We start from the raw sequence: 26,103 nt of genomic DNA, 5'->3' as shown, positions 1-26,103 counted from the left end.
TACCGTGGTGTTCATGCCCACGTCAGCAATAAGCAACTGTTCTTCCAGTTCCTCAAATAGCTCGTCATCGATCTCTTTACCTTTGAACAAACCAAAGAAACCAGCACCAATATTGGCTTTTGTGCGACTCAGGCTACGCTTGAGACGCGCGAAGAAGCTTTCTGTAGGCTTTTCCTGTTCCTGAACCCGAGGGGTAGCAATGACTGCTTTTGCTTCTGCTTCTGCTTCTGCTTCTGCTTCTGCTTCTGCTTCTGCTTCTGCTTCTGCTTCTGCTTCTGCTTCTGCTTTATCAGTGTCAATCTCAGATGCTGCGGCGGCAACCTCTTCTAGCTCTGATTGCTCACGTTCAGAAGCAACAAGCGCCTCTTCCGCTTCACCAGACTCTTGTTGCTGCTCGGATTCTTCCTCGACCGGGGTATGGGGTTGCTTTTGCTCTGTTTGCTCTTCGTCACCGAAGCCAAGCCACGAGAGTAATCCGCGTTTTTTCTTTTCTGTCATCTGAAACTATCCTGAATACTGTCTTTTCAAATGTCTTACATGAGTTTGTGCCCGTTGTCCGCCTTCTGTCGGCAGACAGCGCGAAAATTTTGTGACAAAGCAGTGAAAACTTTGCTCATAGATTGGTACACTTCGTCACTCAACAATTTAAGCTCTTTAGTGAGCCAGTTATAGTAACACTTTATTGGCGGTCAAAAAATCTATGGTTAGACGTCGCAAGCAAACTCCATCACAAAAACCGTCGAGGAACGCGGGCTCACGCGCAAGCAAGCCTCAACAATTAGGCAGCGTGCGTATCATCAGTGGGCTCTGGCGTGGCCGTAAGCTACCCGTTCATGATGCCGAAGGCCTTCGCCCGACCACGGATCGCGTCAAAGAGACCGTATTCAACTGGTTGGCGCAGGACATTCCACGAGCCAAAGTTCTGGATCTGTTTGCCGGCTCTGGCGGCTTAGGGTTCGAAGCTGCATCCAGACAGGCTGAGCAGGTCACTATGATTGAGCTCAACACACCGGCTTACCAACAGATCGTCAGCAACATCGCCTTAGTGAAAGCCGACAATATCCTTGCTCACCATGGCGATGCCCTCAGCTACCTGAGCAAGCCAGGTCAGCCTCACGATGTGGTGTTTATCGACCCGCCGTTTCGTCAGGGACTGCTTCCCGAGGTGATCTTACTGCTCGAACAGAATGGTTGGTTGGCAGACAATGCGTTAATCTATATAGAAACAGAAAAAGAGCTGCAACTCGATACGATTCCTGAGCATTGGGATCTGTTAAAAGAAAAAACTGCAGGTCAGGTTAGTTATCGTCTATTTGAAAGGGAATCACAATGAAAGCACTGTTAATGCTGGCAAAAATTGCGTTTGGATTTGTTTGGTTTGTACTGATTTTAAATATCTTTCACCCCTTTCCTGGAAAGGGAGCCATCGCACTGTACATCATGACCGCTTTCCTGTTCCTGATGCATGGGGTACAAATGGCCATTTTCCTTGGCGCGTTTGGTGACAAGCTTAAACTCACAACGTGGGAAAAATACTCAATACTCGCCTTTGGTATTTTTGCTCTGCTCGATATCCGACAGAAACACATGATGGGTCCGGTCGCTGACGAGCCTGAAGACAAATAACACCCAAAAAAAGCCGCGGTTAGCGGCTTTTTTTATAACCTCTCCTAGGTTAACAGATAGCCCTTAATACCATTGAGGAACATCTGTGTTGAGATCATAACCAGCAACAGCCCCATCAGGCGCTCCACGGCCTTCAGCCCCCGCTCTCCCAGCAATCGGTGGAAGAAATTGTAGAACATCAGGATGAAGAATGTCGCTCCCCAGGCGATAAACACCGCAATAGACAAGTCGCCAAGGCTGTCGGGATTTTGCGTCGACAACAGCAGAATCGATGCTATCACCGAAGGCCCGGCAATCATCGGAATCGCCATCGGTACAATGAACGGCTCATCACCAGCCGCCAGGCCAGTCACGCTGCCTGCCTGAGGAAAAATCATGCGAATCGCAATGATAAACAGGATTATCCCTCCAGAAATACTGAGTGTTTCCGGTTCGACATGCAGGAAGCTGAGTATGCTTTTACCCGCAAAAAGAAACAGCATCAGAATAACGAGGGCAAAACACAGCTCGCGCACTAAGATTTTTCGTCGGCGTTTGGGATCTATGTGTTTAAGGATGGAGAGAATAATAGGTAGGTTGCCAAGCGGGTCCATGATGAGGAACAGCATGGTTGCCGCCGAAAGTATATCCATTGATTACAGCCTGCTTACGATGAACTTGGCGTGAAGTATAGCAGGCTTCATCATTCTCGGTTAGTGAGAACAGATTCGCTCGACGTTCAGTTCCCAAACACCCTGATTTTCAAGTATTTTCTGTTTTTCAATAAAGAAAGCCAACAGTGAATCAAGATTAAAACCTTCACGGCTACAGGTGCGGAACTGTGCATCGTCACCAAACAGCTCAATGACTTTTTGTTCCAGTTGCTCACGAGTCATAGACTGCTCGCGCAGCAGATTAAGCACTTTGTGAGCGTGAATCGATGTTGTCATGAGTAAAACCTCGCATTATGGATGACGGCCTACTATCGCACACTGCCACTTCAATGGCATGATCTAACTCAACTCTCATTCAATTCTGGAGGCAGGATTCACCCCAATGCGGAGGCGACAATCAATCCATGTGCCAGATAGTAGCTGCCAGAAATGGCGTACCTTGCCCGGCGGGAGTGAAAACGGTATTTATCCAGAGCCAGTAGCATGGCAGAAAGCGCCAGACACAGAGCCCCTAGAAAACCCTGCGCTGCGGACAAACCCTCCTGGACCAGCCAGGCTTCTCCAGCGGCACACACCAGATGGACCAAGGAAATGCCCATGATGGTAACGGGTACCAAAAACGAATCAAGTCGTGGTAACAGCAGAAAAAACGTCACGATCGCAATACACAACAGTAACGCAGGCAGCCATAAAACAAACTGGCTGTTCACCTGACCCCACATGGCCCAACTGTAGGCAAACTGCGCCATCAAATAACCCGCAAAGCTCAGTTTTAACACGTGAGAAAACTGGTTTGCTATATCACTCAATAAAAACAGGCTGAGACCAACTAATAGCCACAACTGATAAGAGTCGCCAAGCCCATCAGAGAGCAACATGGCCATAAGCAGCACATGGGTCAGTGCACTGAACAACACACTTCGGTTTCTATCGCCTTTTTCGACAGCAAATATAAACAGCAAGCACGACAAAGCTATCGCCAGCCAACTCCACATAAATACACCTAGTTCTTTAAATCCAGCACAGTGTATGAGGCTGACTCAATGTGTCCAGTAGTTAGGGCAAAAAGTTGGACTTGCTTTAAATTAAAAAACACTGCCGTTGACAGCTCGGAGTTTTATGTCAAATCGCCCATCACGCACCGAACTGATTAAAAAACAAAAGCAAACGTTTGCCCTGAGGTGGCGACCTTTATGTCCCATTTCTATCACCTAACCTTCATCTCCTAGATCATCACCTCTGAATCAGCATCACAGAAATAAATTAAATTCCTTTTTATTTTAGTTAGTTAAATACAACTTGCCGCTAATTCCAATTCATTTTCCAGTAGGGCGCGTTTCATAAAAAATCAATTTATGCTCTCTATCAATAGCAAGAATGTACTCATCTCTCTTACTGAGTGAGATTTCCACCCCAAAAAAGCCCAACAAAAGAGCTAAACCTGACATAGAACTTACATGACTGATCAAAGCCATATAAAAGCATTATAAATTTAGATTAAGTTTTAAACTAATATATAACCCATAAATTTCAATGAGTTACTTTAAGTTATCGCACAAAAATGGCCATAGGGCAGTTTTAAAGCGATTGAAATACACTGTTTTATTAGTTAAAAACCATCACATCAACGAAAGAAAACTGTAAAAAATAAGAGCTAAGCAAAAATATACTTGTAAAAACTAAGAAACCAGTGCTATTCTGTATTCAAGATAAGAAATTAGATAAGGAGCAGTGTTATGATTTCATCTTCTCAGAAGCAGGGTCTAGTGATGATCGCCGTTGTGGTTGGTTTAATGACACTGCCGATTCTGTACTAGTTCGATACTCGAGCACAAAAAAAGGGACGCTAACAGCGTCCCTTTTACATTATTAATGCGTACGGTTACTTTGAAAGAATATGCATGACTTTTTCCCAATGGATGTAATAAAACCCCATTGCTAATAATGTGATTAAGGCCATCAACCAGAGTGCGGTACGCCAGATGAACCGACTGCTTCTTGGTGTTAGCTCTTGTTCACACTCGTCACACGTTCTCATAAAGCCGGACATATCATCCAACTCAAAATCTTCTTCATGTACCACTTTATTACGGATCGTCGCAATGTATCTGAGCTTACTGATGACATCATGAGGTAAGCGCTCCTCACAGCTTGTCACGAGCTGGTGTAGCCCCTTGCCATCAGCATGATATTGCTGCCGCAGTAACTTCTCTATGCGTCTCGTACGTAGCACGACACTTTCAATGTCAGACATATGCATCCCTCCCATAACCAGCGAAAAGGTGAAAAAGGCGCGCTGGCTACCGTCTCAAGAATTTCTTCACTCCATTGTTAACTATCTGTATTAAGAATTCGACAATTGTTAGGTAAATTCAAGTAAAGATTTAACCGTAAGTCCGCGTTTTTTTGTGTGATATGAGCCCAAAATCCGGTGGATAGCCCACGCTACCAGATTATTTTTGGCCAGTTTTGTGCGATCTTAATTCCAGCACATTTGGATATATGAGGTTTACATGCCTGTTTCACTGATTATCGCTGTCGTGATTTTGATTGCTCTGGCGGGCTATCTTTTTGTTTATGTACAAAAAAAGCACACTCTTGGTGTCAACGCTCCTGAGCGAAAAGCGTCCGTGACCATCTTGGACAAACAGGTAGTGGTTACCGAGGACCCAACACAGGAAGACGAGTATTGGGTTTATATCCAGAAAGGAGCCTTTGGCCCGAAACGAGAGTTTCAGATCGGTGCCCACTATTACCATCATCTATCCCCCGGCGACAAAGGCATCTTGACCTATCAGGGGGACAAGTTCCTTCACTTTGCACTAAATCGCTAATTTTTTCACAATTTACCGCTGATATAAGACATGGTAGCTTAGTTCTATTGGGTCGATGAGGAGGGGAATCATGAAGGGAAGATCGAGAAGTCGTCTAGGCTGGTGCACCATGGTGATTGCTCTGGTTTCTTCAGGATGCAGCGCCGCCTATCAGGGAAAGGTCAACGATGCCGAAGTCCATCTGGTTGACTATTTCCAGCGCTCAGAAGGTGCACAAGCACTCATCCAAAACATGGATGAACTGAATATCGACCACGCTTATGTGATGGGTCTGCCCGTCATCAAAAAGTGGGACGTTTCGGCTCCGAAAGCCCCACGTTTTGTATATGGAGACGATAGTCCGGTCTATTACTACTCCCATACCGATGAACTCATTGCACGCCAGATAGAGGCGCTGCCCTCTTTGAGTCAGGCCAGACTGCATCCCTTTATCAGCGGATTTAACACTACGGATATGAATGCGGCGGAGCATATCGAACGAGAGCTGCGCTACCGTCCGGACTTCTGGCAGGGGATCGGTGAAGTCATCACTCGTCATGACCATTTAACCGCCCTCACTGCCAATGAAAAACCCCGAGCCAATCACCCTGCACTGCAGAAAGTGTATCGGCTTGCCGGGCAATATGATTTGCCGGTACTGTTGCACACCAATATTACCTCACAGCGAGAAGACAACCCGCTTTATCTGCAAGAGTTGGAGCAAGCACTTGTGGACAACCCGGACACCCGCTTTCTCTGGGCACACGCTGGGACAACGTCGACCCTGACACGTACTGTCAAAATGAAGTTCTTGTTTCAGACCGTTTCCGATTTGCTCAGTGAGCACGATAACCTGTATATCCTGGCCTCGTGGACACTGATTGATGTCATGATGCCCGAAGGGCAACTGGATACACGCTGGTTAGGATTAATTGAAGCCTACCCTGACCGCTTTATGATTGGCAGCGATGTGGTGGGAAGGTTTGGCTACCAGAATACCGCGCTGAACACCTGGCATCCGGTGCTGAACGCACTACCTAAGTCGATAGCCAACCGAATGGCTTATCAGAATATGCTGGATGTCTTACCGGACAAATCAAAACGTTAACTCATCGCCTGGACTTTCTGGCTCCAACGCTGTGCATCCGCCAATGCAGAAAATACCGCGCTCTGAGACAAACCAAGCTGTGTTCTGTGCTGCTCAACACCGTGCCAGTCCGCGGTTTCAAAACACTCCCCGAGCGACAATAGGCGCCCATAAGGCCCTTCGCGCTCCAACAGTGCCCCTTTTACTTCATCGCACAGAGGCAATTGGGTAATGAGTTTATCCAAGGAAAGATCCATCAGCGCATCCAGGATAGAGAACAGGCCGATCATAAAAGCCTGATCCTGATGTCTCTTGAAAGGCGGGTGTTTGGTCATCAGGCGGCAGAAATGCGCGCGTTGCAAAGACAACTCATACAGCGCCTTCGGTTTATTGCTGGAAATAAACGAAGCCACCGTCAGAGAAACAAACAGCTTGAGCTTATCCTGTCCTAAATAAATGAGCGCCTGACGAAAAGAGGAAATTTCCGACTTGAGTCGAGGACTCATGGTATTGACGAACTGCAGCAACTTATACGACAAGGTGACATCTTTCGCGACGATGTGCTCTACCCGATCGAAATCCACATCAGGTTGACAGACTTGCTGAAACAGCTCCATCGCCACCAGTTGTTCTGAACTGATATAGACCTGCTTTTCCATGATCGGCTTACTAAAGAAAAAACCCTGAAAAAACTGAAAGCCCGCTTGCTTGGTCAGCAAAAATTCCTGCTCGCTCTCCACCCGTTCGGCCAGGTAATGACGCGGACTGCCCTTTTCTTTCTGTTGACGTACAAACTGGCAGGCCCGCTCCACACCCATCGCCATAATATCCAGCTTAACGATATGGACAAAGGGCAGAAAACGCTCCCAGGCATCGGTGTATACAAAATCATCGAGTGCTATCATATAACCCGCCTGATGAAGCTCTTTTACTGCCTGATACAGCTCCTCGTTGGGATCACAGGTTTCCAGAATCTCGATGACCACATTCTGTTTTGGCAGAATCATCGGTAATCGACGGATCAGACTTTGATGAGGAAAGTTGATAAAGCAGCGAGACGCATCGAGCGACGGATTCACTCCAATCGAAAGAAAATTCTCGGCAATAAGACGGTAAGTCGCCCGATTGGCCTCAATATGAGCCGGAAAGGCATTTTTCTCGCCATCACGAAACAGTAACTCATAGCCAAGCGTATGACGGCGAGCATTGAAGATAGGCTGTCGGGCAACGTAGGTAGCGTACATATTTAAACCAATCTGTTAGGACTTCGCAGCCGCTAGCAGCGCACCACAACCGACAAACATAGAACCAAACACCTTGTTGATTTTCGCCATCATACGATCAGAGCGAATAAACCGTCCCATTTGCGAAGCCAGGGAGGTATATCCCAGCATCACCATCGCATCGATAACGACTGTCGTAACGCCCAACACGGCAAGTTGTGTCACCTGATCACCCGCAGGATCAATGAACTGGGGAAAAAGAGCCACCAAAAACACAATGGACTTGGGGTTAGTCAGATTGATAAGAACCGCACTTCGCATCAGGTTCCAGGCACTGCGATTATCGCTCTCGGTACTGGCTGCCACCGAGGAGGTATCACGCCATTTTTGAATCCCAAGCCAGATGAGGTACACCACCCCCACCCATTTGATCACGCTAAAAGCGAGTGCCGACTTTGCCACCAGCGCCCCGATCCCAGCACCCACCAGAACGATATGAATAGCGAGGCCAATCTGCAGGCCCGCGATGGCCGCCAGAGACTTGCGTGTCCCATAGCTGATACCATTGCTTATGGAATTCACGGTGCCCGACCCCGGAGCCAGACTAAAAACAATCGCCGTCACGACGTACGCTAACCAAACATGATGGTCCATTGTATTTCCTTACTACCAATTTACTCGTATCCTAATAGTCAGGGTACGGGTCAACACCTTGAAATTCGACTCAAATTTATCTAAAAAACAGCATATTACACATAAATCACCAGATAGGCTAATTTATGAGCACATTTCACGCTACCGATGTCACTTATACTCAAGAGCCGCAATTTGAGCAAGCAATAAACGCACAGATTGCGCAATTATGGGAACGCAGACAGGAAGGCACACAAAAAGCCAAAGATGGAACACAGCTGTTTTGGTGCAAACTGACTCATCCTGAGCATCGTAAAGCGCTCGTGGTCGTCAATGGGCGTATCGAGTCTGCCTGGAAGTATCAGGAATTGTTTTACGACTTTTTTCAGCAGGGCTACGACATCTACTCCTTCGACCATCGTGGTCAGGGTTTGTCGACCCATCTGGCACCCAATCCAGAAATGGGCCACGTCGATGACTTTGAAGACTATCTGGATGACATGCAGCTGCTCCTGAATGACTTCGATCTGGCGCACTATGAGCAACGCCATCTGCTCGCACACTCCATGGGAGGCAATATTGCAACGCGTTATATTCAGACTCGCCCCAACCATAACTTTGACCGTATTGCGTTAAGTGCACCCATGTACGGCGTGTATGTCCCCTGGTATCTGAAACCCTTTGCCATGTTAGTAGCGCAAGTCATGACTGCACTGCACTCATCCCCAACTTACGCCCCAGGCTATCAGGGCTATGTTGCGAAACCTTTTGACATCAACCCGCTGTCTCAGAGCAAAGTCCGTTACCACTGGTTTCGCGATCTTTATGAACGTATGCCAGAACTGAAAATTGGCGGCCCGAGCACACGCTGGGTCTGGCAAGGGTTAATGGCCGCGAAACAGTGTATTCAGCAAACACGGCAGGTAAAAATCCCGCTGCTAGTGGTTCAGGCTGGTGATGATCAGATTGTCTGCAATCATGACCAGCGAAAGTTCATCAATAAACTGACCCGGACCAACCCAGATGCCCAAATGGTGACAATCGACGGTGCGAAGCATGAAGTGCTGTTTGAAAAAGATGAATATCGAAATCAGGCGCTAGACGCCATCCGGCGATTTTTCTGTACCTGAGGTCAGTAACATTGGCTAACAGTTAGGGTAAATGAGGAAATAAATCTGTAACCCATTTACCCTCTTTTTCTGGTTTAATATCCCTTACAATAGCGCCATGCAAAAAGATTCAAAACTGACCTTACCCTCGAACTACAAAGAGAGAACTATGACCCTTAGCCGTGATTCCATCAACATTGTTGCTTCTGATTTAGACGGGACACTCTTAGCCCCGAACCACCAGTTGAGTGATAATTCAAAACAGACACTAAAGGATTTGCACGCCAAGGGATACACGTTCATTTTTGCGACAGGTCGACATCATGTTGACGTGGCTAGTATCAGAGAGTCCGTGGGCATCCCGGCCTACATGATCACCTCCAATGGTGCCCGCGTGCACGACCTAGAAGATCAGTTATTGTATAGCCAGAACATTCCTGAGACCTTGGTTCAGCCAATCGTCGATGTACTCAATACCGACAGCGACCTGTTTGTGCACATGTATCAGGATGATAACTGGCTACTCAATCAGGAAGACGATTATCTGCGTCAGTTCCACAAGGAAACGGGCTTTAGCTACCAATTATTTGATGCAGAGCAGGCACCAGAAAACGGCATCGCCAAGATCTTCATTACCCATCCAAAGCAAGACCATGACCATCTGGTTGAATTTGAAGATGCATTGCGCGCCAAATTTGGCGACTCACTCAACATTGCATTCTCAACGCCATGGTGTCTGGAAGTCATGGCAAAAGAGGTTTCTAAGGGAGACGCCCTGAAAGCCGTAGCAGAAAAGTTGGGACTGGGGCTGGAGCACTGTGTGGCTTTTGGTGATGGTATGAACGATGTCGAAATGCTGACCATGGCAGCTCATGGCTTTGTCATGAACAATGCCCACGAAAAAGTGAAAAAAGCCTTACCTCACAACGAGGTGATTGGCAGCAATGCAGATGATGCCGTCGCCGAGTTCCTCAAGCAGCATCTGTTATAAGCTGCACTCCATTCAAAACCTCTCATGCCCGGCTTTAGTCTCGCATATCCTAGCGACGGGCATGGGAGTTTTGTTATCTGACCACCCGACTAAGAATCGCTTGCCACTCTGATTCCGAGACTGGCATCACCGATAAACGATTGCCTCGCTTCACTAAAGGCATCGCCTCAAGCTCTGGCATCGTCTTGAGTACACTTAACGGCAGCACGCGTTTAAACTTTTCCACAAATTCAATGTCTACCATTAGCCAACGTGGGTTGTCCGGATCTGATTTGGGGTCGTAATAGTCACTGTCAACTTGAAACTGAAAGTGATCCACATAAGCCTCTCGAGTGATTCTGGCAATACCCGCCACACCGATCTGTTTGCAGGATGAATGGTAGATCAACACCGAGTCGCCTACCTTCATATCATCGCGAATCATATTGCGTGCTTGATAATTACGAACGCCTTCCCAACAAGAAGTGCCTTTGACACCTAATGTATCAATTGAAAATTCGTCTGGCTCTGTTTTAAATAACCAATATGCCATAATGGTCCCTATAGCTGTGATCCTAGTAACTTTGACTGACTAAGGAAGAACTCATGAAATTGTCGCGTTTACCGCTCGCATTAGCACCCCTCATATTGCTTCAAGCGTGCTCGTCTTTCAACAGTACTGATGCCCCCAGTGAGAGTCAGATTATCAGCGCAGACCTGTCGCGACCAGACACCATCACCCCACAAAGCTATGTTCTAAGGGGTCAGGCAGTCATCGGCCACGAGTCTCGTACTATTCAGCCTTGTGGCAGCCAGCATCAGTTCTGGCTCGATCTGCCGCAAAACGTGCGTGAGCAAGCGGAAAAGCTCACTCGTACTCCTTATCAACCTATCTATGCGGAAGTCATTGGCTATCTGGAGCCACCGAGTCATCGTGGATTTGATTCTGATTACACCGGACGCTTCGTGGTACAACAAGTCAACATGCTGACCGCAGAGAATCCGAAACGTTGCGATCAACCACTGCGTTCGACTCAGGTGTTGGGAAATGAACCCTTCTGGTCTTTGAAATTTGAACATGCTGAGCAAGCCAGTTTTGCTGTTCTCGGACAAGATCGACAGACGCTGCAGCTTGATGAGCGCCAGATCACCCAAACCGCCCGCCATTACCTGTTTGACAACGCCAAACTGCAGATGAATCAGAAGCTGTGCAGCGATACCATGAGCGACACCCTCTATGGCTGGACCGCAGCACTGACGATGAACGAGCAGGACTGGCAGGGTTGCGCCACACTGTCGAACCGTGACAGCACGCTCAATTGGTCTGGTCACTACCAAGCTCAGTCGACCGAAACCACCGGATTTACCGTTTCAATGACGCTGCTGCCGGACCATACTGCTATCACTCGCTATGAGTATCCGGATAACTCCCCAGCGACCGAAGAGCGGGGGTTCTGGCAGCAACTTAATGACAAACAGGTTCAGGTCATCATGACTCGCCACCAGCAACAGTACCTGGTATCACAGAGAATCTTCACTCTGGAGGACAGTGCTCTGACCGCTACTCAGGAAAAAGTTGGCGACATTCTTTACCCTATCGCTAACGGCGGCCTGGTGCTGTACAAAAGCTATTAAGCCATGACTCAGACCTGTACCCACTGCGGATTCACCCACAACTGCTACTGCGAGGCGATCCCGACGATCGCCTCCGATCTTTACCTGACTTTACTGACCCACCCCAATGAACTGGGTCGTGCCACCAATACCGGTAAGTTGATTGCTAAAATGCTCGCTCAAGCTGAAATCACCGAGTGGCAGAGAAAGCAGCCCTGTCCCCGCTGCACCGGGGAGAGCAATCTGTATCCGCCTGTTTTGCTGTTTCCTTCCGAAAACAGTGTCTCTATCGCTGACTGGCAAGCGCAACATCCGGGCAAAAGTCACTTCATAGTGTTGGATGCAACGTGGCAGGAAGCGAAAAAGATGCTCAATCGCAGTACCTGGCTGCAAAGCCTGCCGCAGGTTCATATTGAGTCGGCGCAGGCATCCCAGTATCAGCTGCGCAGAAATCAACAGGGCGGCAACCTGTGCACTTTCGAAGTGTGTGCTCAGTTGGTGAGAGAATTGGGGGATGAAGACGAAGCCAACGCCATGCTGACGTTCTTTAACGACTATTTGCAGCGCTTTCAGGCAGAGCGCAGCGGGCACGCTCTGCACCGATAATGCAGGTACTTTACAACTCTAGTGCCAGCAGCTGCTCGATATGGTGAATTTCCATGTCTGGCAGCGATGTTAAACGCGGTGACCAGCGTGCGCTGCCGGGGCTGTCATTAAACCAGCAGGCACTGAAGCCATTGCGCTTGGCGCCAGCCACATCCGTCACAACATGGTCCCCAACGTGAAGAATCATTTGCCGCGGTATCTCCAGATACTGCGCAGCCTTATCAAACATGTCCGGATACGGCTTAGCGCGGCCATCGGGGCCTGCTTTTAACACCAGAGAAAAGTAACGCCCCAGGGCGATTCTATCCACATCCACATTGCCATTGGTGATGGCGACCAGTGGCACTTGGGCACTCAACTCCGCCAGTACCTGATGTGTTTCATGTGGAACATCGAAGTCGCTGCGCCACTCCAGCACATGGCTTATCAATGTCTGTGCCGCTTGTGTAGCTTTTGGATCATCATAACCCAAATGCTCCAGACCCTGCTTGATCTGCTGAAATCGCCATTCCGTCACATCGTGTCTTAATGCTGGATTAGCCTCGACCAGCTGCAATTTGAACGCGTGCCACTGCGCCTTATCCCAACGCTGACTGATAGGGTGCTGCTGATACAACCAACTCGCCGCTTGTTGCTCAACGCGACGAATCACAGGCATGTTGTCATACAGTGTATCATCAAGATCGAAGGTCATCGCTTTGATGCTTGGCAGGCTACGGTAGAATCGCATTCACGAATCCTCTTTGTTTTTGGGTGTGCCACTTTTATGGGCACGTGGATGCGCCTGATCATATGCCTGCGCTAAATGTTGGAAATCGAGGTGCGTGTATATCTGCGTTGTCGAGATGTTCTCATGCCCTAAAAGCTCCTGAACCGCTCTGAGGTTATTGCTGGACTCAAGCATATGTGTCGCAAACGAGTGACGCAGTTTGTGTGGACTGACATGGCTGGCCAGCGACTGCTTCTGCCCCCATTCTGCCATGCGTTTTTGGACACTACGGTGCGAAATGCGGGTTCCCAGCTTTGACACGAATAGAGCCGGCTCATCTGGCTTGGCCATTTGTCCTCTAATCTTCAACCACTTTTGGGCCCATTCTGCCGCATACCCGGAAAACGGTACTTTACGCTCTTTATTCCCCTTACCAATCACGCGGATCTCGCCGCTCGACAGATTAAGGTGCTTGACGTTGATGCTTACCATTTCCGCCAGACGCAATCCGGCACCGTACATCAGCTCCATCATCGCCCTATCCCGAACCGCCAGCGGATCGTCCTCATCCACCTCAAGTAGTTGTGATACTTCATCCACATCGAGGTTTTTGGGGAGTGGACGCTGCTTACGAGGGGCACTCACCCCTTTCGCCGGGTTCGCGCTGAGTTCACCACGCAATATCAGGAAATCAAAAAAGCTGCGCAGGGACGACAGACGAGTCGCAATGCTGCTCGCTTTCATGCCTTCACGCATACCTTTGCTGGCTAACTGCCTTACCCAGCCCGCATCAACATCGGTCCAGGCTCTGACGCCCATTTCACTCAGATGCAGGCCCATGGTTTCGAGTTGCTGACGGTAGTTACGCTGAGTATGCAGACTCAGACCTTTCTCGCTACGCAAATACTCATAAAAACGCTCTAATGGCTTCTTAAGGCTACTAGGCAGTGCTGGGTCTGACATCGTCTTCCTCTTGAGCTTGCCAGTCTAAGCTGTCACACATATAGGAGACTAGCAAAGCTAAGTGTCGTAAGAATAATGTATCCATGTCTGGCTGAAAGTGACCTCCGTCTTCACTGGAGAAAATCAGCAAGCCTTGCGCAAATTGGCGCTTCAGTGGCAATACCACGTACGATCCGAGCTCTGGCACCTGGCCCTCAGCGATCTGTTGCTCAGTAAACAGCATAGTACGGTCAGCCTGGCGTAATCGCCCCAGATAAGCGTCTTTGCCATTTAAATGATTGGTGGTAAATCGTTGCCAGCTTTCCATCGACAACGGATCAGCGTTTTTTTCATGATCGAGCAGCTTCAGATACCCTCTCAAACCCAAGCCTTTTGCCGTTTGAGTAATGGCTGCAAACACACCCTGCAAATCCCGACATTTCAGCAGGTTTTCTTGTAGTGACATAAATTCGTAGAAGGTTTTGTCATTTCTCGCCGCGAGTGACATCAGTGCGGTGATCTCTTCTTCGAGCGCTTCTATTCTGTCACGCTGTCGCTGCAGTTGAATGCCAACCAGTGAGACAGCTCCTTGCTGATGATGAGGCAGGGAAAGGGATTCTACTAACGACTCTCTACCCTTAAAAAAATCTGGATGATCGGAAAGATACTGTGCTACCACCTCGGCTGTCAGGTGATTCGCTTCAAACTCAGACAAAATGTTTCCCTTTATTCCCTGTCAAATTGGATAAAAAATGGCGGACCTCAACAGAGAGTCCGCCATTAGTATATACCCAAGTCACCTTAAGGTGCATGGCCTAACACGAAATCTGCCCATCAAATACGTGTGCCGCCGCACCAGTCATATACAGTGGATGTCCTTCACCTTGCCAACTGATCTTCAGATCGCCACCTGGCAGGTGTACCGTGACATTGCTGTCCAGAATACCCTGAACGATGCCGACCGCTACCGCGCCACATGCGCCACTGCCACAAGCCTGAGTTTCACCAGCACCGCGCTCATACACGCGCAGATTCACTTCGTTGCGACTGATCAGCTGCATAAATCCCGCGTTGACCCGTTCAGGGAAACGTTCATGAGATTCCAGCAATGGACCTAGCGTTTCGACATCTGCGGTTTCGGTATTGTCGACCACAGTCACGACATGAGGATTCCCCATACTGACTGCACCACAGAACAACGTATGATCCCCGGCACGCAGGATGTAAGTTTTTTCCTTCTGCTTCGCTTTGAAAGGAATTTTACCCGGTTCAAACTCTGGCTGTCCCATGTTTACGGTGACCAGGTCGTTCTCTTCCAGTTTCAGGACCATTTTGCCCTTCTTGGTACTGACGCTGATGCTGTACTTATTGGTTAACCCTTTCATCTGCACGAAACGGGCAAAACAACGAGCTCCGTTACCACACTGTTCCACTTCGCTGCCATCGGCATTGAAAATGCGATAATGGAAGTCGGTCTCAGGATCATAAGGCGCTTCAACAATCAGCAGCTGGTCAAAGCCGACTCCAGAGTGTCTGTCTGACAGTCGACGAATGAGCTCTGGTGAAAAAAAGACGTTCTGGGTAATGCAGTCAACGACCATGAAGTCGTTGCCCAAGCCGTGCATTTTAGAAAAGTGGAAATGCATAGTGGTTTTGTTACTCCGGCAAAATGCTCTCTAATTCCCAAAGGCTGGCCAGCGATTCGCGCTGACGCACCACATGAGCTTTATCGCCATCAACAATGACTTCTGCTACTCGCGGACGAGTATTGTAATTTGAAGACATCACAAAGCCATACGCCCCGGCAGAGCGCACCGCCAACAGGTCACCCTGCTCAAGCACCAAGGCTCGATCTTTACCGATGAAGTCGCCGGTTTCACAGATAGGCCCAACCAAATCGTAAGTTACGGCTTCTCCCTCGCGCGGAGACACTGGAATGATGTCCTGCCATGCCTGATAGAGCGCCGGACGCATCAGATCGTTCATTGCCGCATCGACAATCGCGAAGTTCTTATGCTCCGTGTGCTTCAGGAATTCCACTCTGGTTAACAGGACGCCTGCGTTTGCCGCAATGGCGCGGCCAGGTTCGAAAATCAGTTCCAGTTCCGGATGGTTATCCAGTCTTGCCAACAACGCCTTAGCGTAATCGGAAGGCTGAGGCGGCAGTTCATCACGATACACCACTCCAAGGCCACCACCCACATCGAGATGGCGGATATCCACCCCATCCGCACGCAACTGGTCAATCAGCGCGAGTAAGCGGTCAGTCGCATCAATGAATGGTTCAATGTCCGTCAGCTGAGAACCGATATGACAGTCAATGCCATGCACAGCCAGATGAGGCAGACTTTGGGCAAACTTATACACCGCAGGGGCACGGTCAAAGGCGATACCAAATTTGTTGTCTCGCAGACCAGTCGAAATATAAGGATGGGTGTTAGCGTCTACATCAGGGTTAATACGTAAAGAGATTGGTGCCACCACGCCCAGCTCACCAGCGACCTGATTTAAACGTTCCAGTTCAGGCTCCGATTCGACGTTAAAGCACTTGATGCCCAACTCCAGAGCACGACGCATCTCCTGAGCAGTTTTACCCACTCCGGAAAACACCACTTTGCTTGGATCACCACCAGCAGCCACGACACGTTCCAGTTCACCACCAGAAACAATGTCAAAACCTGAACCCAGACGTGCCAACGTATTCAGCACACCAATATTAGAGTTGGCTTTCACGGCATAACAAACCAGATGTGGATGATCACCCACGGACTTATCAAATGCATTCCAGTGACGCTCCAGCGTCGCTCGGGAATACACATAAAGAGGCGTGCCGTGCTGCTCGGCAAGTTGAGTAAGTGACGTATTCTCGGCCCAAAGCTGGCCATCGTCCTGATAGTTGAAATAATCCAAGTTTTGTATCCCTTTACACTGTATCGATGGCGAAATTACTGTGACTGCTCGTTGTTCTGCGCATCATCGGCTGGCAAGTATAATGGCCCAGTCTGACCACACCCTGCGAGTCCGATAATGACGAGCATAAAAAATGCCGTAATCATCTTTTTCATTTTGCATATCGTGATTATTGAATCAATGCCCCCTATAATCGCACCACGAATTAGAAAAGCAATAGGATTACAAAATGAACGACACGGAATTTCACCAATTAGTCGATGAACAGCTGCAAAACATCGAAGAAGCCATCGACGATTCGGGAGCCGATATTGATTACGAAGTGTCAGGTAACGTAATGACGCTTGAGTTTGAAGACCGCAGCCAAATTATCATTAACCGTCAGGAGCCAATGCATGAAATCTGGCTTGCCTCTAAATCAGGCGGTTTTCACTTCAAGCTGATTGATGGTGTTTGGACCTGCTCTAAGACTCAGGTTGAACTGATGACAATGGTCAAAGCGGAATGCGAGAAACACGCAGGGGAAGCGATCGACTGGGTTTAAACGTTGACCGCTTTCGCTGTTCGCGAGTTTGGAGAGCCGCCATCATTGCGATAAGGAATGATGTAAGGTTCTCCCTCTTCAGGGTGAATAAGCTGATAATACTGCGGCAAGTTGAAGTTGATCAGTTTCGATGTCACTTCACTGTCTGGATTAACATTGGAGGTATAGAAACTGTTCACACTGGCAATCATTTCGTCTTTGCTGCCACGCATCTGGTGATAGACCTCAACCTGATTAGACTCATCGAGCACAAAGATGTTAAAACCGTTGTCGGTATCCTCGAAGAAAAACTGAATTAACCCTTCACTGGCAAAGCCATCCACCACTTGAGGCAACTGGAACTCTTCTTCACGATCCAACATCAACAGGGGAGACCCCTGCAACTTATTCGTCGAAATGCTGCGATAGAAATCGACGGAATTTTCCAGTTTCTGCACCGAGACGCCGCGACGCTCAAAGAACAGACCATACATCTGCCCCGCCACCTTGATGGCTTTGAAGCGACGACGTTTTTCCTGATCAACCGGCTTCAGGCGCAATTCAATGCATTCTGCCAGCAACTGATACACGGTGTTTCTCAATACACCGCGCAAGTTCTTGCTATAGCAGAATACATCTACCGACTCTGGTGGGAGGGCATCCTGGTGCATCTTGCCGAGTATGGTTTTCAGCGCATCAAGCATGGCCGTCTCTCCTTCAAAGTGAAGAGTACGAACCTCATGCCATGAGTTACGGTACACCAAGTCGACCGATCCTATCAGGCTCTGACTGTGCCCACCAAAACTCAGAATATCGACATTCTTCAGGTCGACTTTCGACGCTTTACCAGACAACTCTGACGTCGGGTCATTTTCGAAGTTAATGAACATGGCCAACTGGCTGATTTCACATGGGCTGCCCAGTGCCTGCATACTTGGTCGGCGTTTGCGTAACGAGAAAGTATTACGCAGGTCACTCACCATCTGATAGAACTTATCGATATCGATGTGAGCATCACGCACGACAGAGTTAAGATGAGTCGATTCGGTGATCAGGCCATTAAAGAAAGCCCAGGCCACCAATTTGCTCAAATACTCGTTGTGCTCCAGAGCAGGCTGACCAAGAATACGATGTGGGATCAGCGGCTGCTTATACAAATACCAACCCGCCTTGTAGCTCTTGCCTTCTTTCACTTCAATGAAGGTCAAGTCCGGCTCATGCAAGTCCGGTGAAATCTGAGGGTTAAGTAAAGTGACTTTGCCCGGTAACACCTCAAAAGCCGCATACAGTTTGCGAGCCAGAATACTGATGTCCTGAGGACTGATGGCTGAAGTAATGTCATTACGACGAGCAAACTGAATCAGGTTTCGGTAGCTCAGCATCAATGCGTCTAGCAGGGAATTGTGGACCACCATTACCTGCTCGACTTTCCAATGGCGTCGACTATCGAGCTCTTGCAGGGTTTCTGATGACCATTGCCAACTGGCGGTCATCTCACTCAGCGCTTCGCGGCGCCATGGCATAGAGCCAATACCCGGCTCACGAGACAGCTTCTCGTGTGTTTTCAGATAGAAACAACGACGCACGAGATCCAGGCGTGTCGTGTCACCAATTCGCTCCAGGTAACGGGTCACTTTCTCTAACATGAGATAGTACGCGTCCATCCCATACAGATCAGGCTCGTGTGCAAAGAAGCGACGCTTGGTATCAATACTCAATAACTGAGTGTGCGGATATTCCCAGGAATAGGCTTCCAACAGGATCGCTTTCAGCACCGATTTATACGGAGAGTCAATACTCTTGTAGAGTTGCCATAGGCTTGAACCAAAGTATTCTTCTGCCGGTATGCGATTCAGACGACCAAAATCAATCCACTCATCACAATTGATGTGGCCATTCCCGCAAAGCTGCTCAACATAGTCGTCGTAGCACTCTTCCATTTCAGGCGGCACAATTTGCCATAGCAGACGTTGGCCACCTAACCTCACCGCAGAGCGATAGAATTCATCTAAAAGCAGCAGATGTTGAGAAGAGCCACAGTTATCCCCAGTCATCTCTTCAGAAATGTTACTGCGAAAACGTTGCTCATCCATCAGGAAGAAGTTAGCTTCAACCCCCAACCCTTTCGCCCAGTCGGTGATCAGCAAACATTTGTTGCTCAACTTCTCTCGAGAGTCGGTCGACATATCCGGCGAGATACAGACCCAGATATCAAGATCACTGGAAGTACTCTGGCCAATCGAAGAAGTACTGCCCATGGTGTAAAGACCAAGAATATCACATTGCTTCGGCTCAGGCAGAGGCTGCCCCAGCGCCAACGCGATATCGTCTAAAAACTGGCGTTGTAATTCATTGGCCTCGAAACCGTATAAGCCGCTTGGGCTGTCTGCTTCAAAGTAGCCGGGAATGATTGGATGATTAAAGTGAAACAGGGCGGGAATGAGCTGGAACACTCGCTGGCCTTGCAGATCCATAAGCGCCAGCGCGCGATCAATCCGCTGCTGGTTAAGGTTATCTAGCCTTTGGATAAGAGTATGAATGTAAGCCTGCAAAGGTTATTCCTAGGTTCAATCTAACTGCTATTTTGCATAGGTTTTGAACAAACAAAGGTTCAAAACGTGATCAATGTAACACTTTTATTATAGGCGGTAAAGCAATACTCGGCACTACAAACACTCACTACACCACGATGAGGTTTTAGATTTACCTCACAAATCATAGCGGACAATTCTAACAGTAGTCGCCACAACAAATGCGATTAACCTCACACAATTAACAATATATGTGACATGCCAAGTTATCGCTCAAGGCTGCTGCCGGGAAATCGCTAAGCATTTCCCAGAGACAATGTTAGGATTGTGCCACGATCAAAAACACAAAAAGCTTACGAGAACGATATGACGCACACTCAGCCAATCCGAATCGCTACCCGAAAAAGTCCACTTGCCCTATGGCAGGCTCATTATGTGAAAGATGCGCTTATCGCGGCTCACCCCGGACTGGAAGTTGAGTTGGTCACTATGGTTACTAAAGGTGATGTGATTCTGGATACGCCGCTGGCCAAAGTGGGTGGTAAGGGCCTGTTTGTTAAAGAACTGGAAGTCGCAATGTTGGAGGGTCGTGCCGATCTCGCCGTTCATTCCATGAAAGATGTGCCCGTGGATTTCCCGGAAGGACTTGGGTTGGTCACCATCTGTGAACGTGAAGACCCTCGCGATGCTTTTGTCTCCAATACCTACGCCAGTATCAGTGAGTTACCACGAGGTGCCGTTGTGGGCACCTGCAGCCTGCGTCGACAATGTCAGCTCAAAGAACAACGCCCGGATCTGGTGATCAAAGAATTACGTGGGAACGTCGGGACGCGCTTGGGCAAATTGGACAATGGCGACTACGACGCGATCATTCTTGCTGCTGCTGGCCTCAAGCGCCTGGAACTTGAGTCACGTATTCGCAGTTACATTGAACCAGAAGAGTCTCTGCCAGCCGTTGGCCAAGGCGCAGTCGGCATTGAATGCCGCCTGGATGACGAGCGACTCATCAAACTGCTTGAACCCCTGAATCACCCAGAAACCGCAGATCGCGTCCGTTGCGAGCGTGCGATGAACCTGACACTTGAAGGGGGCTGTCAGGTACCTATTGGTAGCTACTCACTTATCGATGGTGACAACATCTGGTTGAGAGCGCTGGTTGGTGAGCCGGACGGTTCTGTAATGGTACGTGGTGAAATTCGTGGTCATCGCAGTGAAGCAGAAGCTCTGGGCGTATCGCTGGCCCACCAACTGCTCAACGATGGCGCTAAAGATATCTTAGAAAGACTCTACCAAGACCACGAGTAATGCGCTATGAGAGTACTGGTCACACGCCCTGAATCTCAAGGTGCCGAGCTGTGCAATCTCATTCGCCAAATGGGGGGCTACGCCCTCCATCATCCGTTGATCAATATCGATTACAACCTTCCAGCTCCCTTCACCTATGACCGCTTGTTACCCGCAGACATTATCATTGCGGTGAGCCAATATGCAGTGAAAGGGCTCCGACAACAAGTCGACAACCAGCAACTGATCATACCCAAGCCCTGCATTTATCTTGGAGTTGGTCAAAAAACCGCACATGAATTAAGCAAACTGGTGCAACAGAACGTAAACTATCCAGCAGTAAGTGACAGTGAACATTTACTGGCGCTACCTGAATTGGTTAACGTAGCCAACAAGCACGTGATCATCCTCCGGGGAAACGGAGGTCGTGAGCTGATTCATGAACAGTTGACAAAGCTGGGTGCTGACGTTGAGTATCTTGAAGTGTATCGACGCTGCTATCAACCACTGAACGACGATGCTATCGCTGCATGGCGTCACGCTCACTTAGACATAATCGTGGTCACAAGCGGTGAACAACTCGAATATTTGCTGTCTCAAGTACCAGAATCTGAGCAAACCTGGTTAAGACAACGAACGCTGTTGGTTCCCAGTGAACGAATAGCCACTCTAGCGATGACACAGGGATTTCATAACGTAATAAACACCCAAGGTGCATCGAACTCTACCCTATTTGCTGCTCTCCAGCGTCTAGAAACAGGACTTAACAATGACGAACAAAAATAAAGACGAGCAAATTCAGTCTGAAGAAAAACAAGACGTTAAAGCTTTAGCCCCAGAAGCACAAGAACAAGACACTAAGACGGAAGCGACACCAGACGAGGCGACACCGGTGCAAGTAACGTCTCCGGTGTCAGAAGAAAAACACGGTAAGCGAGGTGTCAAACTCGCCACCGTTGCCATCGTACTCGCCGTCCTTTTTGGTGGCGGCATCAGCTATCAAATGCAAAAACAGGCGGGAAATTACGAAGCCCGTATTGCTCGCCTGGAAGCGCAACTTAAAGCAACGCAAAGCTCACTGAGCAGCGAAATGCAGCAAGTACAGTCTGACACACTTGAGCAGGCAAAGACCGTTACTCATAAAGCAGAAGTAGTACTGGGCCAACAACAGAAAAGCATTGAGAGCCTGCAACTTGCCATCGCCGACGTTAAAGGTCGTCGCCCGAATGACTGGCTTCTCGCCGAAGCGGACTACCTGGTGAAACTGGCCGGGAGAAAGTTGTTTCTCGAGCACGATGTCGTCAGTGCAACACGACTGATGGAAACCGCCGACCAGCGTATTGCCGCACTCAATGACCCGAGTCTGGTGGCACTGCGCCAATCAATGGCCAACGATATCACTAAGTTGAGAACGGTACCTTTGATTGACCGTGACGGACTGGTTCTGCGCCTGACCTCTTTGCAGCAGCAAGTAGACGCACTACCTCTGGCCAATGCCATTCTGCCCGACGCACCAGCAGTTGAAAAACAGCAAGTCTCTGGGGATATCTATGATTGGCAGCAAAACCTGATGACATCACTTAAGGACTTCTCTGAGAACTTCATTACTTTCCGTACTCGAGACGGCAATGTGATCCCATTACTGTCACCAGAACAGCACTTTTATCTTAGAGAGAACATCAAATCGAAAATTGAAACGGCCATCCGTGCGGTATACGAAGAGCAAGGCGACATCTACAAAGTGTCTCTGGATACTGCAGAAAAATGGTCAGAGTCATTCTTTGATATGGATAACAACAGCGTGAAAGAGTTCAACGCTGCTCTGGGGCAACTGAGCCAGCAAAACATTCAGGTAAATTATCCGGTGAAACTGGACGCTCAGTCGCAACTGTCCGATGTGATTCGCGATCGTCTTAGACGTGAAGTTACCACTATCATTACGGAGGAGAAATAATGTTACGTATACTGTTTCTCTTCGTTGTTCTGGGGGCGGGTCTGTTTGTTGGGACTCAGTTCTCCGGCCAACAAGGCTACGTGCTCATCTCCATTGCAGACAAAACCATCGAAATGAGCGTGACCACGTTAGTAGTCTTTATCATTGCAGCCCTCGCCGCTCTGTTTCTGCTTGAATACATCATCAAGAAGATCCTCTACACCAGTGTGACGACGTTTAACTACTTTAGTGTTCGTAAAATGCGCCGCTCTCGTCGATATACCAATGAGGGTATCATCAAACTCCTCGAAGGCGACCTGAAAGGTGCTGAGAAAAAAGTGACGCGCTGGGCGAATTATCACGATATGCCGCTATTGTGCTATCTGGTTGCTTCCGAGGCGGCTTTGGGCCAGGGAGACAAAGGCAAACGAGACCATTACCTGGAACTTGCCTCTCAACAGGAGAATTCTGAACTGGCGGTTCAACTGACTCGGGCAAAACAAGCTGTACGTGAGCAAGAGTGGGAAGTGGCGGCCAGTACACTGGAAACGCTTAAAGCTGAACACCCTGGCAATACCAGCGTTCTGGAACTGCTTAAGACCACATATCGAGAACTGGGTGAGTGGCAGGCGCTTATCGACCTGTTGCCTAAACTGTTTAAAGCTAAGCTCATTGATGCTAAAGAGCAATCTGAGTTGGAGCAGCACGCACAATGTGGTCTGCTCGAAGATATTGCAAGCCAGCAGGGCAGCGAGGGTCTTATCGCTCACTGGAATAAACTGCAACGCAGAACTCGCCAAAGCACTCATTTGGTGGGCTGCTTCACTAAACAGCTTATTGCACGTAAGGCGGATGCCGAAGCCTTTACTGTCATTAAAGAGACGCTCAAAAAGCAGGGTAATGATGAACTCTATAGCCTGCTGCCTGAACTCAACCTGGCCGATGCCCATCCTGTAGTTGTCTTGTTGGAAGACGTCGTGAAGAAACAGCCAGACAATGCTGGCGCACAAAGCGCGTTGGCACAGTTTTACTTCCGTGCAGAGAAGTGGCCTGAAGCGCAGCGTCACTTTGAACGAGCGCTATCTCAGCGACCTGACGTGTCTGACTATGCCTATCTGGCAGATACGTTAGAAAAGCAGAACCTCACCAAGGCTGCTGGCGAAGTCTCTCGCAAAGCGTTGACACTGATCGAAAGCAAATAGCGTCAAAACTTCCATATCAAAAAGCTCCTTCGGGAGCTTTTTTTGTCGTTATAGTTTACTAATCGCTTGATTACAAAGAGCCATAGTAAACTCATTCACCCGCGGATGTTGCGGGCTCCACCCAAGCAAGAAGCGCTGATAGTCAGCCCAGGCTAAGCCAAACAGTGCACGCCACTCTGTACAGACATTCACACTATCGACTCGAGGCTGATACTGTGAAAGAAAGTGTTGAAGTTGACTGAAATAATGGTCAAGGTAGTCATCAATAAACAAGTCTGGTTCGGAAAAATCAAGAGCACTGGCAAAAAACAGAGCGACATCTTTCACGCCGACACCTCTGCCAACGTATTGAAAGTCGACAGCGCGCGTGACGCTTCCCTGATGATTGAAACAGAAGTTGGCCAGCTTAGCATCACCATGAACCAAGGTTTGATAGCGATTTGAGCGCAACACATGATCTATCACCTCAGCGACGTCTTTGTAAGGTCCTGAAGCCATAGCCGCCAACTCATCCGGTCTGGTCGCCAAATGCCAGTATGTCCCTTGCTCCCACAAACCATCGCTATCCGCACCCAACCAGAAGGCATGGAAACGCGCCAGCCAGGTTAACACCGTTTCGATTTCCATCGCCGTCGGGGGGCTCACCACTCTGTCGCACCCGGCAAGCTTCAGATCTTCCAACACCAGTTCGTAATGAGCTTCATGAGTACTGGCAGCAATACACTGAGGTACCCACCCCTGAGGCATCCGGGGTACGTATTGTTGATACCATGCGAATTCAACCTGATAGGACTTAAGTTTCCTTAGATGGGAACGCTGACTGCTCCAGCCTTTGGGGTGATCTGCCGGGGGGACTTCTGGCAGATCGATGGCCTTGATAATCACACTGACGCGATACGGATTATCAGTTTTGATTCGCATCAACTGCCCGTATCCTCCCCAAAGCCCCTGAATAGTTTCACAAGCTAACACTCGGCTGGTCGGGCCTATTGCCTGCTGAATGGTTGGCGTCAGATGGAATTCCAAAAGGTTCAAGGTATGTCGCCCCAAGGATGAAAAGTGAGCCATTACTCTGACAGAGTTAGACTGAAAACGAAAGGCCTGAACGGTACAAGGCAGAAATAGTGACAGAAAGCCAAATAGAAAAAGCCCGCTGATTTCTCAGCGGGCTTTTCAATGTGGCGGAGAGATAGGGATTTGAACCCTAGATACGCTATTAACGTATGCCGGTTTTCAAGACCGGTGCTTTCAACCACTCAGCCATCTCTCCACAATTTGTCATCGTCCTAGAGTCTTACAAAACTGCTCTATTTCGATTTTGTTCAAAGCCTGGCGATGTCCTACTCTCACATGGGGAAGCCCCACACTACCATCGGCGCTATTGCGTTTCACTTCTGAGTTCGGCATGGAATCAGGTGGGTCCACAACGCTATGGTCGCCAAGCAAAATTTTGTCTGGAACAAAATTTAACGCACTTCAGTGCGGCCCGAAGGGTCAACTACATGGATGTAGTTGATAAATTCAATTCCTAAATCTGGAAAGCTGTTAATGCGTTCTCATACACATTCAATGTTCTATTTGAGTCCATCAAAACCCTTTGGGTGTTGTATGGTTAAGCCTCACGGGCAATTAGTACAGGTTAGCTCAACGCCTCACAACGCTTACACACCCTGCCTATCAACGTTCTAGTCTCGAACAACCCTTAAGGATACTTAAAGTATCAGGGAAGACTCAT

The 26,103-nt window shown here is 48.7% G+C and carries 29 protein-coding genes, 1 tRNA gene and 2 rRNA genes; 13 read left to right on the top strand and 19 right to left on the bottom strand.

Going from position 1 to position 26,103, the window contains the following annotated elements; genetic code table 11:
* Positions 1 to 498, bottom strand: a 498-nt coding sequence (locus tag C4S60_RS22145; protein WP_208623296.1) for a signal recognition particle receptor subunit alpha, incomplete at its 3' end; no start/stop codon positions are given.
* A 202-nt stretch (positions 499 to 700) separates the two neighbouring features.
* Between C4S60_RS22145 and rsmD the strand changes: the two genes are divergently transcribed.
* Entirely contained in the window at positions 701 to 1,333 is a 633-nt protein-coding gene (rsmD, locus tag C4S60_RS22140) for a 16S rRNA (guanine(966)-N(2))-methyltransferase RsmD (RefSeq protein ID WP_103882548.1), read from the top strand.
* A complete protein-coding gene (locus tag C4S60_RS22135; protein WP_103882544.1) occupies positions 1,330 to 1,626 on the top strand; it encodes a DUF1145 domain-containing protein in 297 nt (98 codons plus the stop codon). The genes rsmD and C4S60_RS22135 overlap by 4 nt, the downstream gene beginning before the upstream one ends.
* A 44-nt stretch (positions 1,627 to 1,670) precedes the next feature.
* On the opposite strand, the gene C4S60_RS22130 is transcribed toward C4S60_RS22135, so the two are convergent.
* The 4 genes from C4S60_RS22130 to C4S60_RS22110 all read right to left on the bottom strand — a co-directional run bounded on the left by C4S60_RS22130 (position 1,671) and on the right by C4S60_RS22110 (position 4,533).
* Entirely contained in the window at positions 1,671 to 2,258 is a 588-nt protein-coding gene (locus C4S60_RS22130) for a YhgN family NAAT transporter (protein WP_103882542.1), read from the bottom strand.
* A 60-nt stretch (positions 2,259 to 2,318) separates the two neighbouring features.
* Positions 2,319 to 2,555: a YecH family metal-binding protein gene (locus C4S60_RS22125; RefSeq protein ID WP_103882540.1), complete on the bottom strand. Its 237-nt coding sequence runs from the start codon at positions 2,553 to 2,555 to the stop codon at positions 2,319 to 2,321.
* A 98-nt stretch (positions 2,556 to 2,653) separates the two neighbouring features.
* Positions 2,654 to 3,274: a lysoplasmalogenase family protein gene (locus tag C4S60_RS22120; RefSeq protein ID WP_103882539.1), complete on the bottom strand. Its 621-nt coding sequence runs from the start codon at positions 3,272 to 3,274 to the stop codon at positions 2,654 to 2,656.
* 887 nt (positions 3,275 to 4,161) lie between these two features.
* On the bottom strand, positions 4,162 to 4,533 hold the full coding sequence (locus C4S60_RS22110; RefSeq protein WP_103882535.1) for a DUF4145 domain-containing protein: 372 nt from the start codon (positions 4,531 to 4,533) through the stop codon (positions 4,162 to 4,164).
* A 259-nt stretch (positions 4,534 to 4,792) separates the two neighbouring features.
* Here C4S60_RS22110 and C4S60_RS22105 point away from each other — a divergent pair, with 259 nt between their 5' ends.
* Together C4S60_RS22105 and C4S60_RS22100 are read left to right on the top strand one after the other, a co-directional pair.
* On the top strand, positions 4,793 to 5,113 hold the full coding sequence (locus tag C4S60_RS22105) for a DUF2500 domain-containing protein (RefSeq protein ID WP_103882533.1): 321 nt from the start codon (positions 4,793 to 4,795) through the stop codon (positions 5,111 to 5,113).
* A 70-nt stretch (positions 5,114 to 5,183) separates the two neighbouring features.
* Complete coding sequence (locus C4S60_RS22100) at positions 5,184 to 6,200, top strand: amidohydrolase family protein (RefSeq protein ID WP_103882531.1); 1,017 nt, start codon at positions 5,184 to 5,186, stop codon at positions 6,198 to 6,200.
* Here the strand turns inward: C4S60_RS22100 and C4S60_RS22095 are convergent.
* Both C4S60_RS22095 and rhtB read right to left on the bottom strand, forming a co-directional pair.
* Positions 6,197 to 7,423, bottom strand: a complete 1,227-nt coding sequence (locus tag C4S60_RS22095; RefSeq protein WP_103882529.1) for an EAL and HDOD domain-containing protein — start codon at positions 7,421 to 7,423, stop codon at positions 6,197 to 6,199. The two genes, C4S60_RS22100 and C4S60_RS22095, sit on opposite strands and share 4 nt — an antisense overlap.
* Positions 7,424 to 7,438: 15 nt before the next feature.
* A complete protein-coding gene (rhtB, locus tag C4S60_RS22090) occupies positions 7,439 to 8,056 on the bottom strand; it encodes a homoserine/homoserine lactone efflux protein (RefSeq protein WP_103882527.1) in 618 nt (205 codons plus the stop codon).
* 125 nt (positions 8,057 to 8,181) lie between these two features.
* Between rhtB and C4S60_RS22085 the strand changes: the two genes are divergently transcribed.
* Both C4S60_RS22085 and C4S60_RS22080 read left to right on the top strand, forming a co-directional pair.
* Positions 8,182 to 9,165 (top strand): alpha/beta fold hydrolase, encoded by a 984-nt coding sequence (locus tag C4S60_RS22085; protein ID WP_103882525.1) that lies wholly within the window; start codon positions 8,182 to 8,184, stop codon positions 9,163 to 9,165.
* Between the two features lie 148 nt (positions 9,166 to 9,313).
* Positions 9,314 to 10,135, top strand: a complete 822-nt coding sequence (locus tag C4S60_RS22080) for a Cof-type HAD-IIB family hydrolase (protein ID WP_103882523.1) — start codon at positions 9,314 to 9,316, stop codon at positions 10,133 to 10,135.
* A 73-nt stretch (positions 10,136 to 10,208) separates the two neighbouring features.
* On the opposite strand, the gene C4S60_RS22075 is transcribed toward C4S60_RS22080, so the two are convergent.
* Positions 10,209 to 10,667 (bottom strand): EVE domain-containing protein, encoded by a 459-nt coding sequence (locus C4S60_RS22075; RefSeq protein ID WP_103882521.1) that lies wholly within the window; start codon positions 10,665 to 10,667, stop codon positions 10,209 to 10,211.
* Between the two features lie 53 nt (positions 10,668 to 10,720).
* Between C4S60_RS22075 and C4S60_RS22070 the strand changes: the two genes are divergently transcribed.
* Together C4S60_RS22070 and C4S60_RS22065 are read left to right on the top strand one after the other, a co-directional pair.
* Positions 10,721 to 11,749 carry a COG3650 family protein gene (locus tag C4S60_RS22070; protein WP_103882519.1) on the top strand — a complete coding sequence of 343 codons (1,029 nt, stop codon included), beginning with the start codon at positions 10,721 to 10,723 and terminating at the stop codon, positions 11,747 to 11,749.
* 3 nt (positions 11,750 to 11,752) lie between these two features.
* Complete coding sequence (locus C4S60_RS22065) at positions 11,753 to 12,334, top strand: tRNA-uridine aminocarboxypropyltransferase (RefSeq protein ID WP_103882517.1); 582 nt, start codon at positions 11,753 to 11,755, stop codon at positions 12,332 to 12,334.
* A 10-nt stretch (positions 12,335 to 12,344) separates the two neighbouring features.
* Here C4S60_RS22065 and yigB read toward each other — a convergent pair whose 3' ends face one another.
* From yigB to lptM, 6 genes are all read right to left on the bottom strand, one after another.
* Positions 12,345 to 13,064, bottom strand: coding sequence for a 5-amino-6-(5-phospho-D-ribitylamino)uracil phosphatase YigB (gene yigB, locus C4S60_RS22060; protein WP_103882516.1), 720 nt, complete (start codon positions 13,062 to 13,064; stop codon positions 12,345 to 12,347).
* The gene (xerC, locus tag C4S60_RS22055; RefSeq protein ID WP_103882514.1) at positions 13,065 to 14,006 is read right to left on the bottom strand and encodes a tyrosine recombinase XerC; all 942 of its coding nucleotides are present in this window, start codon (positions 14,004 to 14,006) and stop codon (positions 13,065 to 13,067) included.
* Positions 13,984 to 14,700 (bottom strand): DUF484 family protein, encoded by a 717-nt coding sequence (locus tag C4S60_RS22050; protein WP_103882512.1) that lies wholly within the window; start codon positions 14,698 to 14,700, stop codon positions 13,984 to 13,986. Before C4S60_RS22050 ends, xerC begins: the two co-directional genes overlap by 23 nt.
* Before the next feature lie 100 nt (positions 14,701 to 14,800).
* The gene (gene dapF, locus C4S60_RS22045; RefSeq protein ID WP_103882510.1) at positions 14,801 to 15,631 is read right to left on the bottom strand and encodes a diaminopimelate epimerase; all 831 of its coding nucleotides are present in this window, start codon (positions 15,629 to 15,631) and stop codon (positions 14,801 to 14,803) included.
* Positions 15,632 to 15,641: 10 nt separating this feature from the next.
* On the bottom strand, positions 15,642 to 16,895 hold the full coding sequence (lysA, locus tag C4S60_RS22040; protein ID WP_103882508.1) for a diaminopimelate decarboxylase: 1,254 nt from the start codon (positions 16,893 to 16,895) through the stop codon (positions 15,642 to 15,644).
* A gap of 35 nt (positions 16,896 to 16,930) precedes the next feature.
* Positions 16,931 to 17,050 carry an LPS translocon maturation chaperone LptM gene (gene lptM, locus C4S60_RS23990; protein WP_425275153.1) on the bottom strand — a complete coding sequence of 40 codons (120 nt, stop codon included), beginning with the start codon at positions 17,048 to 17,050 and terminating at the stop codon, positions 16,931 to 16,933.
* A gap of 74 nt (positions 17,051 to 17,124) precedes the next feature.
* Here lptM and cyaY point away from each other — a divergent pair, with 74 nt between their 5' ends.
* Positions 17,125 to 17,439 carry an iron donor protein CyaY gene (cyaY, locus tag C4S60_RS22030; RefSeq protein ID WP_103882505.1) on the top strand — a complete coding sequence of 105 codons (315 nt, stop codon included), beginning with the start codon at positions 17,125 to 17,127 and terminating at the stop codon, positions 17,437 to 17,439.
* On the opposite strand, the gene C4S60_RS22025 is transcribed toward cyaY, so the two are convergent.
* Positions 17,436 to 19,970, bottom strand: a complete 2,535-nt coding sequence (locus C4S60_RS22025; protein ID WP_103882504.1) for a class I adenylate cyclase — start codon at positions 19,968 to 19,970, stop codon at positions 17,436 to 17,438. The genes cyaY and C4S60_RS22025 overlap by 4 nt on opposite strands.
* A 345-nt stretch (positions 19,971 to 20,315) precedes the next feature.
* On the opposite strand from C4S60_RS22025, the gene hemC reads away from it, so the two are divergent.
* From hemC to C4S60_RS22005, 4 genes are read left to right on the top strand one after another with little or no spacing between them, the layout of a single operon-like run.
* A complete protein-coding gene (gene hemC, locus C4S60_RS22020) occupies positions 20,316 to 21,254 on the top strand; it encodes a hydroxymethylbilane synthase (RefSeq protein ID WP_103882502.1) in 939 nt (312 codons plus the stop codon).
* Positions 21,255 to 21,260: 6 nt separating this feature from the next.
* Positions 21,261 to 22,019: a uroporphyrinogen-III synthase gene (locus C4S60_RS22015; protein ID WP_103882500.1), complete on the top strand. Its 759-nt coding sequence runs from the start codon at positions 21,261 to 21,263 to the stop codon at positions 22,017 to 22,019.
* Positions 22,003 to 23,187, top strand: coding sequence for a uroporphyrinogen-III C-methyltransferase (locus tag C4S60_RS22010; RefSeq protein WP_103882498.1), 1,185 nt, complete (start codon positions 22,003 to 22,005; stop codon positions 23,185 to 23,187). Before C4S60_RS22015 ends, C4S60_RS22010 begins: the two co-directional genes overlap by 17 nt.
* Positions 23,187 to 24,368 carry a heme biosynthesis HemY N-terminal domain-containing protein gene (locus C4S60_RS22005; protein WP_103882496.1) on the top strand — a complete coding sequence of 394 codons (1,182 nt, stop codon included), beginning with the start codon at positions 23,187 to 23,189 and terminating at the stop codon, positions 24,366 to 24,368. The genes C4S60_RS22010 and C4S60_RS22005 overlap by 1 nt, the downstream gene beginning before the upstream one ends.
* 48 nt (positions 24,369 to 24,416) lie before the next feature.
* On the opposite strand, the gene C4S60_RS22000 is transcribed toward C4S60_RS22005, so the two are convergent.
* The 4 genes from C4S60_RS22000 to C4S60_RS21985 form a co-directional block, all read right to left on the bottom strand.
* Positions 24,417 to 25,403: a phosphotransferase gene (locus C4S60_RS22000; RefSeq protein ID WP_103882546.1), complete on the bottom strand. Its 987-nt coding sequence runs from the start codon at positions 25,401 to 25,403 to the stop codon at positions 24,417 to 24,419.
* 144 nt (positions 25,404 to 25,547) lie between these two features.
* Positions 25,548 to 25,638 (bottom strand) — tRNA-Ser (locus C4S60_RS21995).
* A 57-nt stretch (positions 25,639 to 25,695) separates the two neighbouring features.
* Positions 25,696 to 25,811, bottom strand: a 5S ribosomal RNA gene (gene rrf, locus C4S60_RS21990).
* Between the two features lie 165 nt (positions 25,812 to 25,976).
* A 23S ribosomal RNA gene (locus C4S60_RS21985) occupies positions 25,977 to 26,103 on the bottom strand; the annotation flags it as partial.

Source organism: Vibrio hangzhouensis, from assembly GCF_900107935.1.
Taxonomy (GTDB): Bacteria; Pseudomonadota; Gammaproteobacteria; order Enterobacterales; family Vibrionaceae; genus Vibrio; species Vibrio hangzhouensis.
Note: the sequence above shows the minus strand (reverse complement) of the source record. Positions and strands in the feature narration are given on the sequence as shown.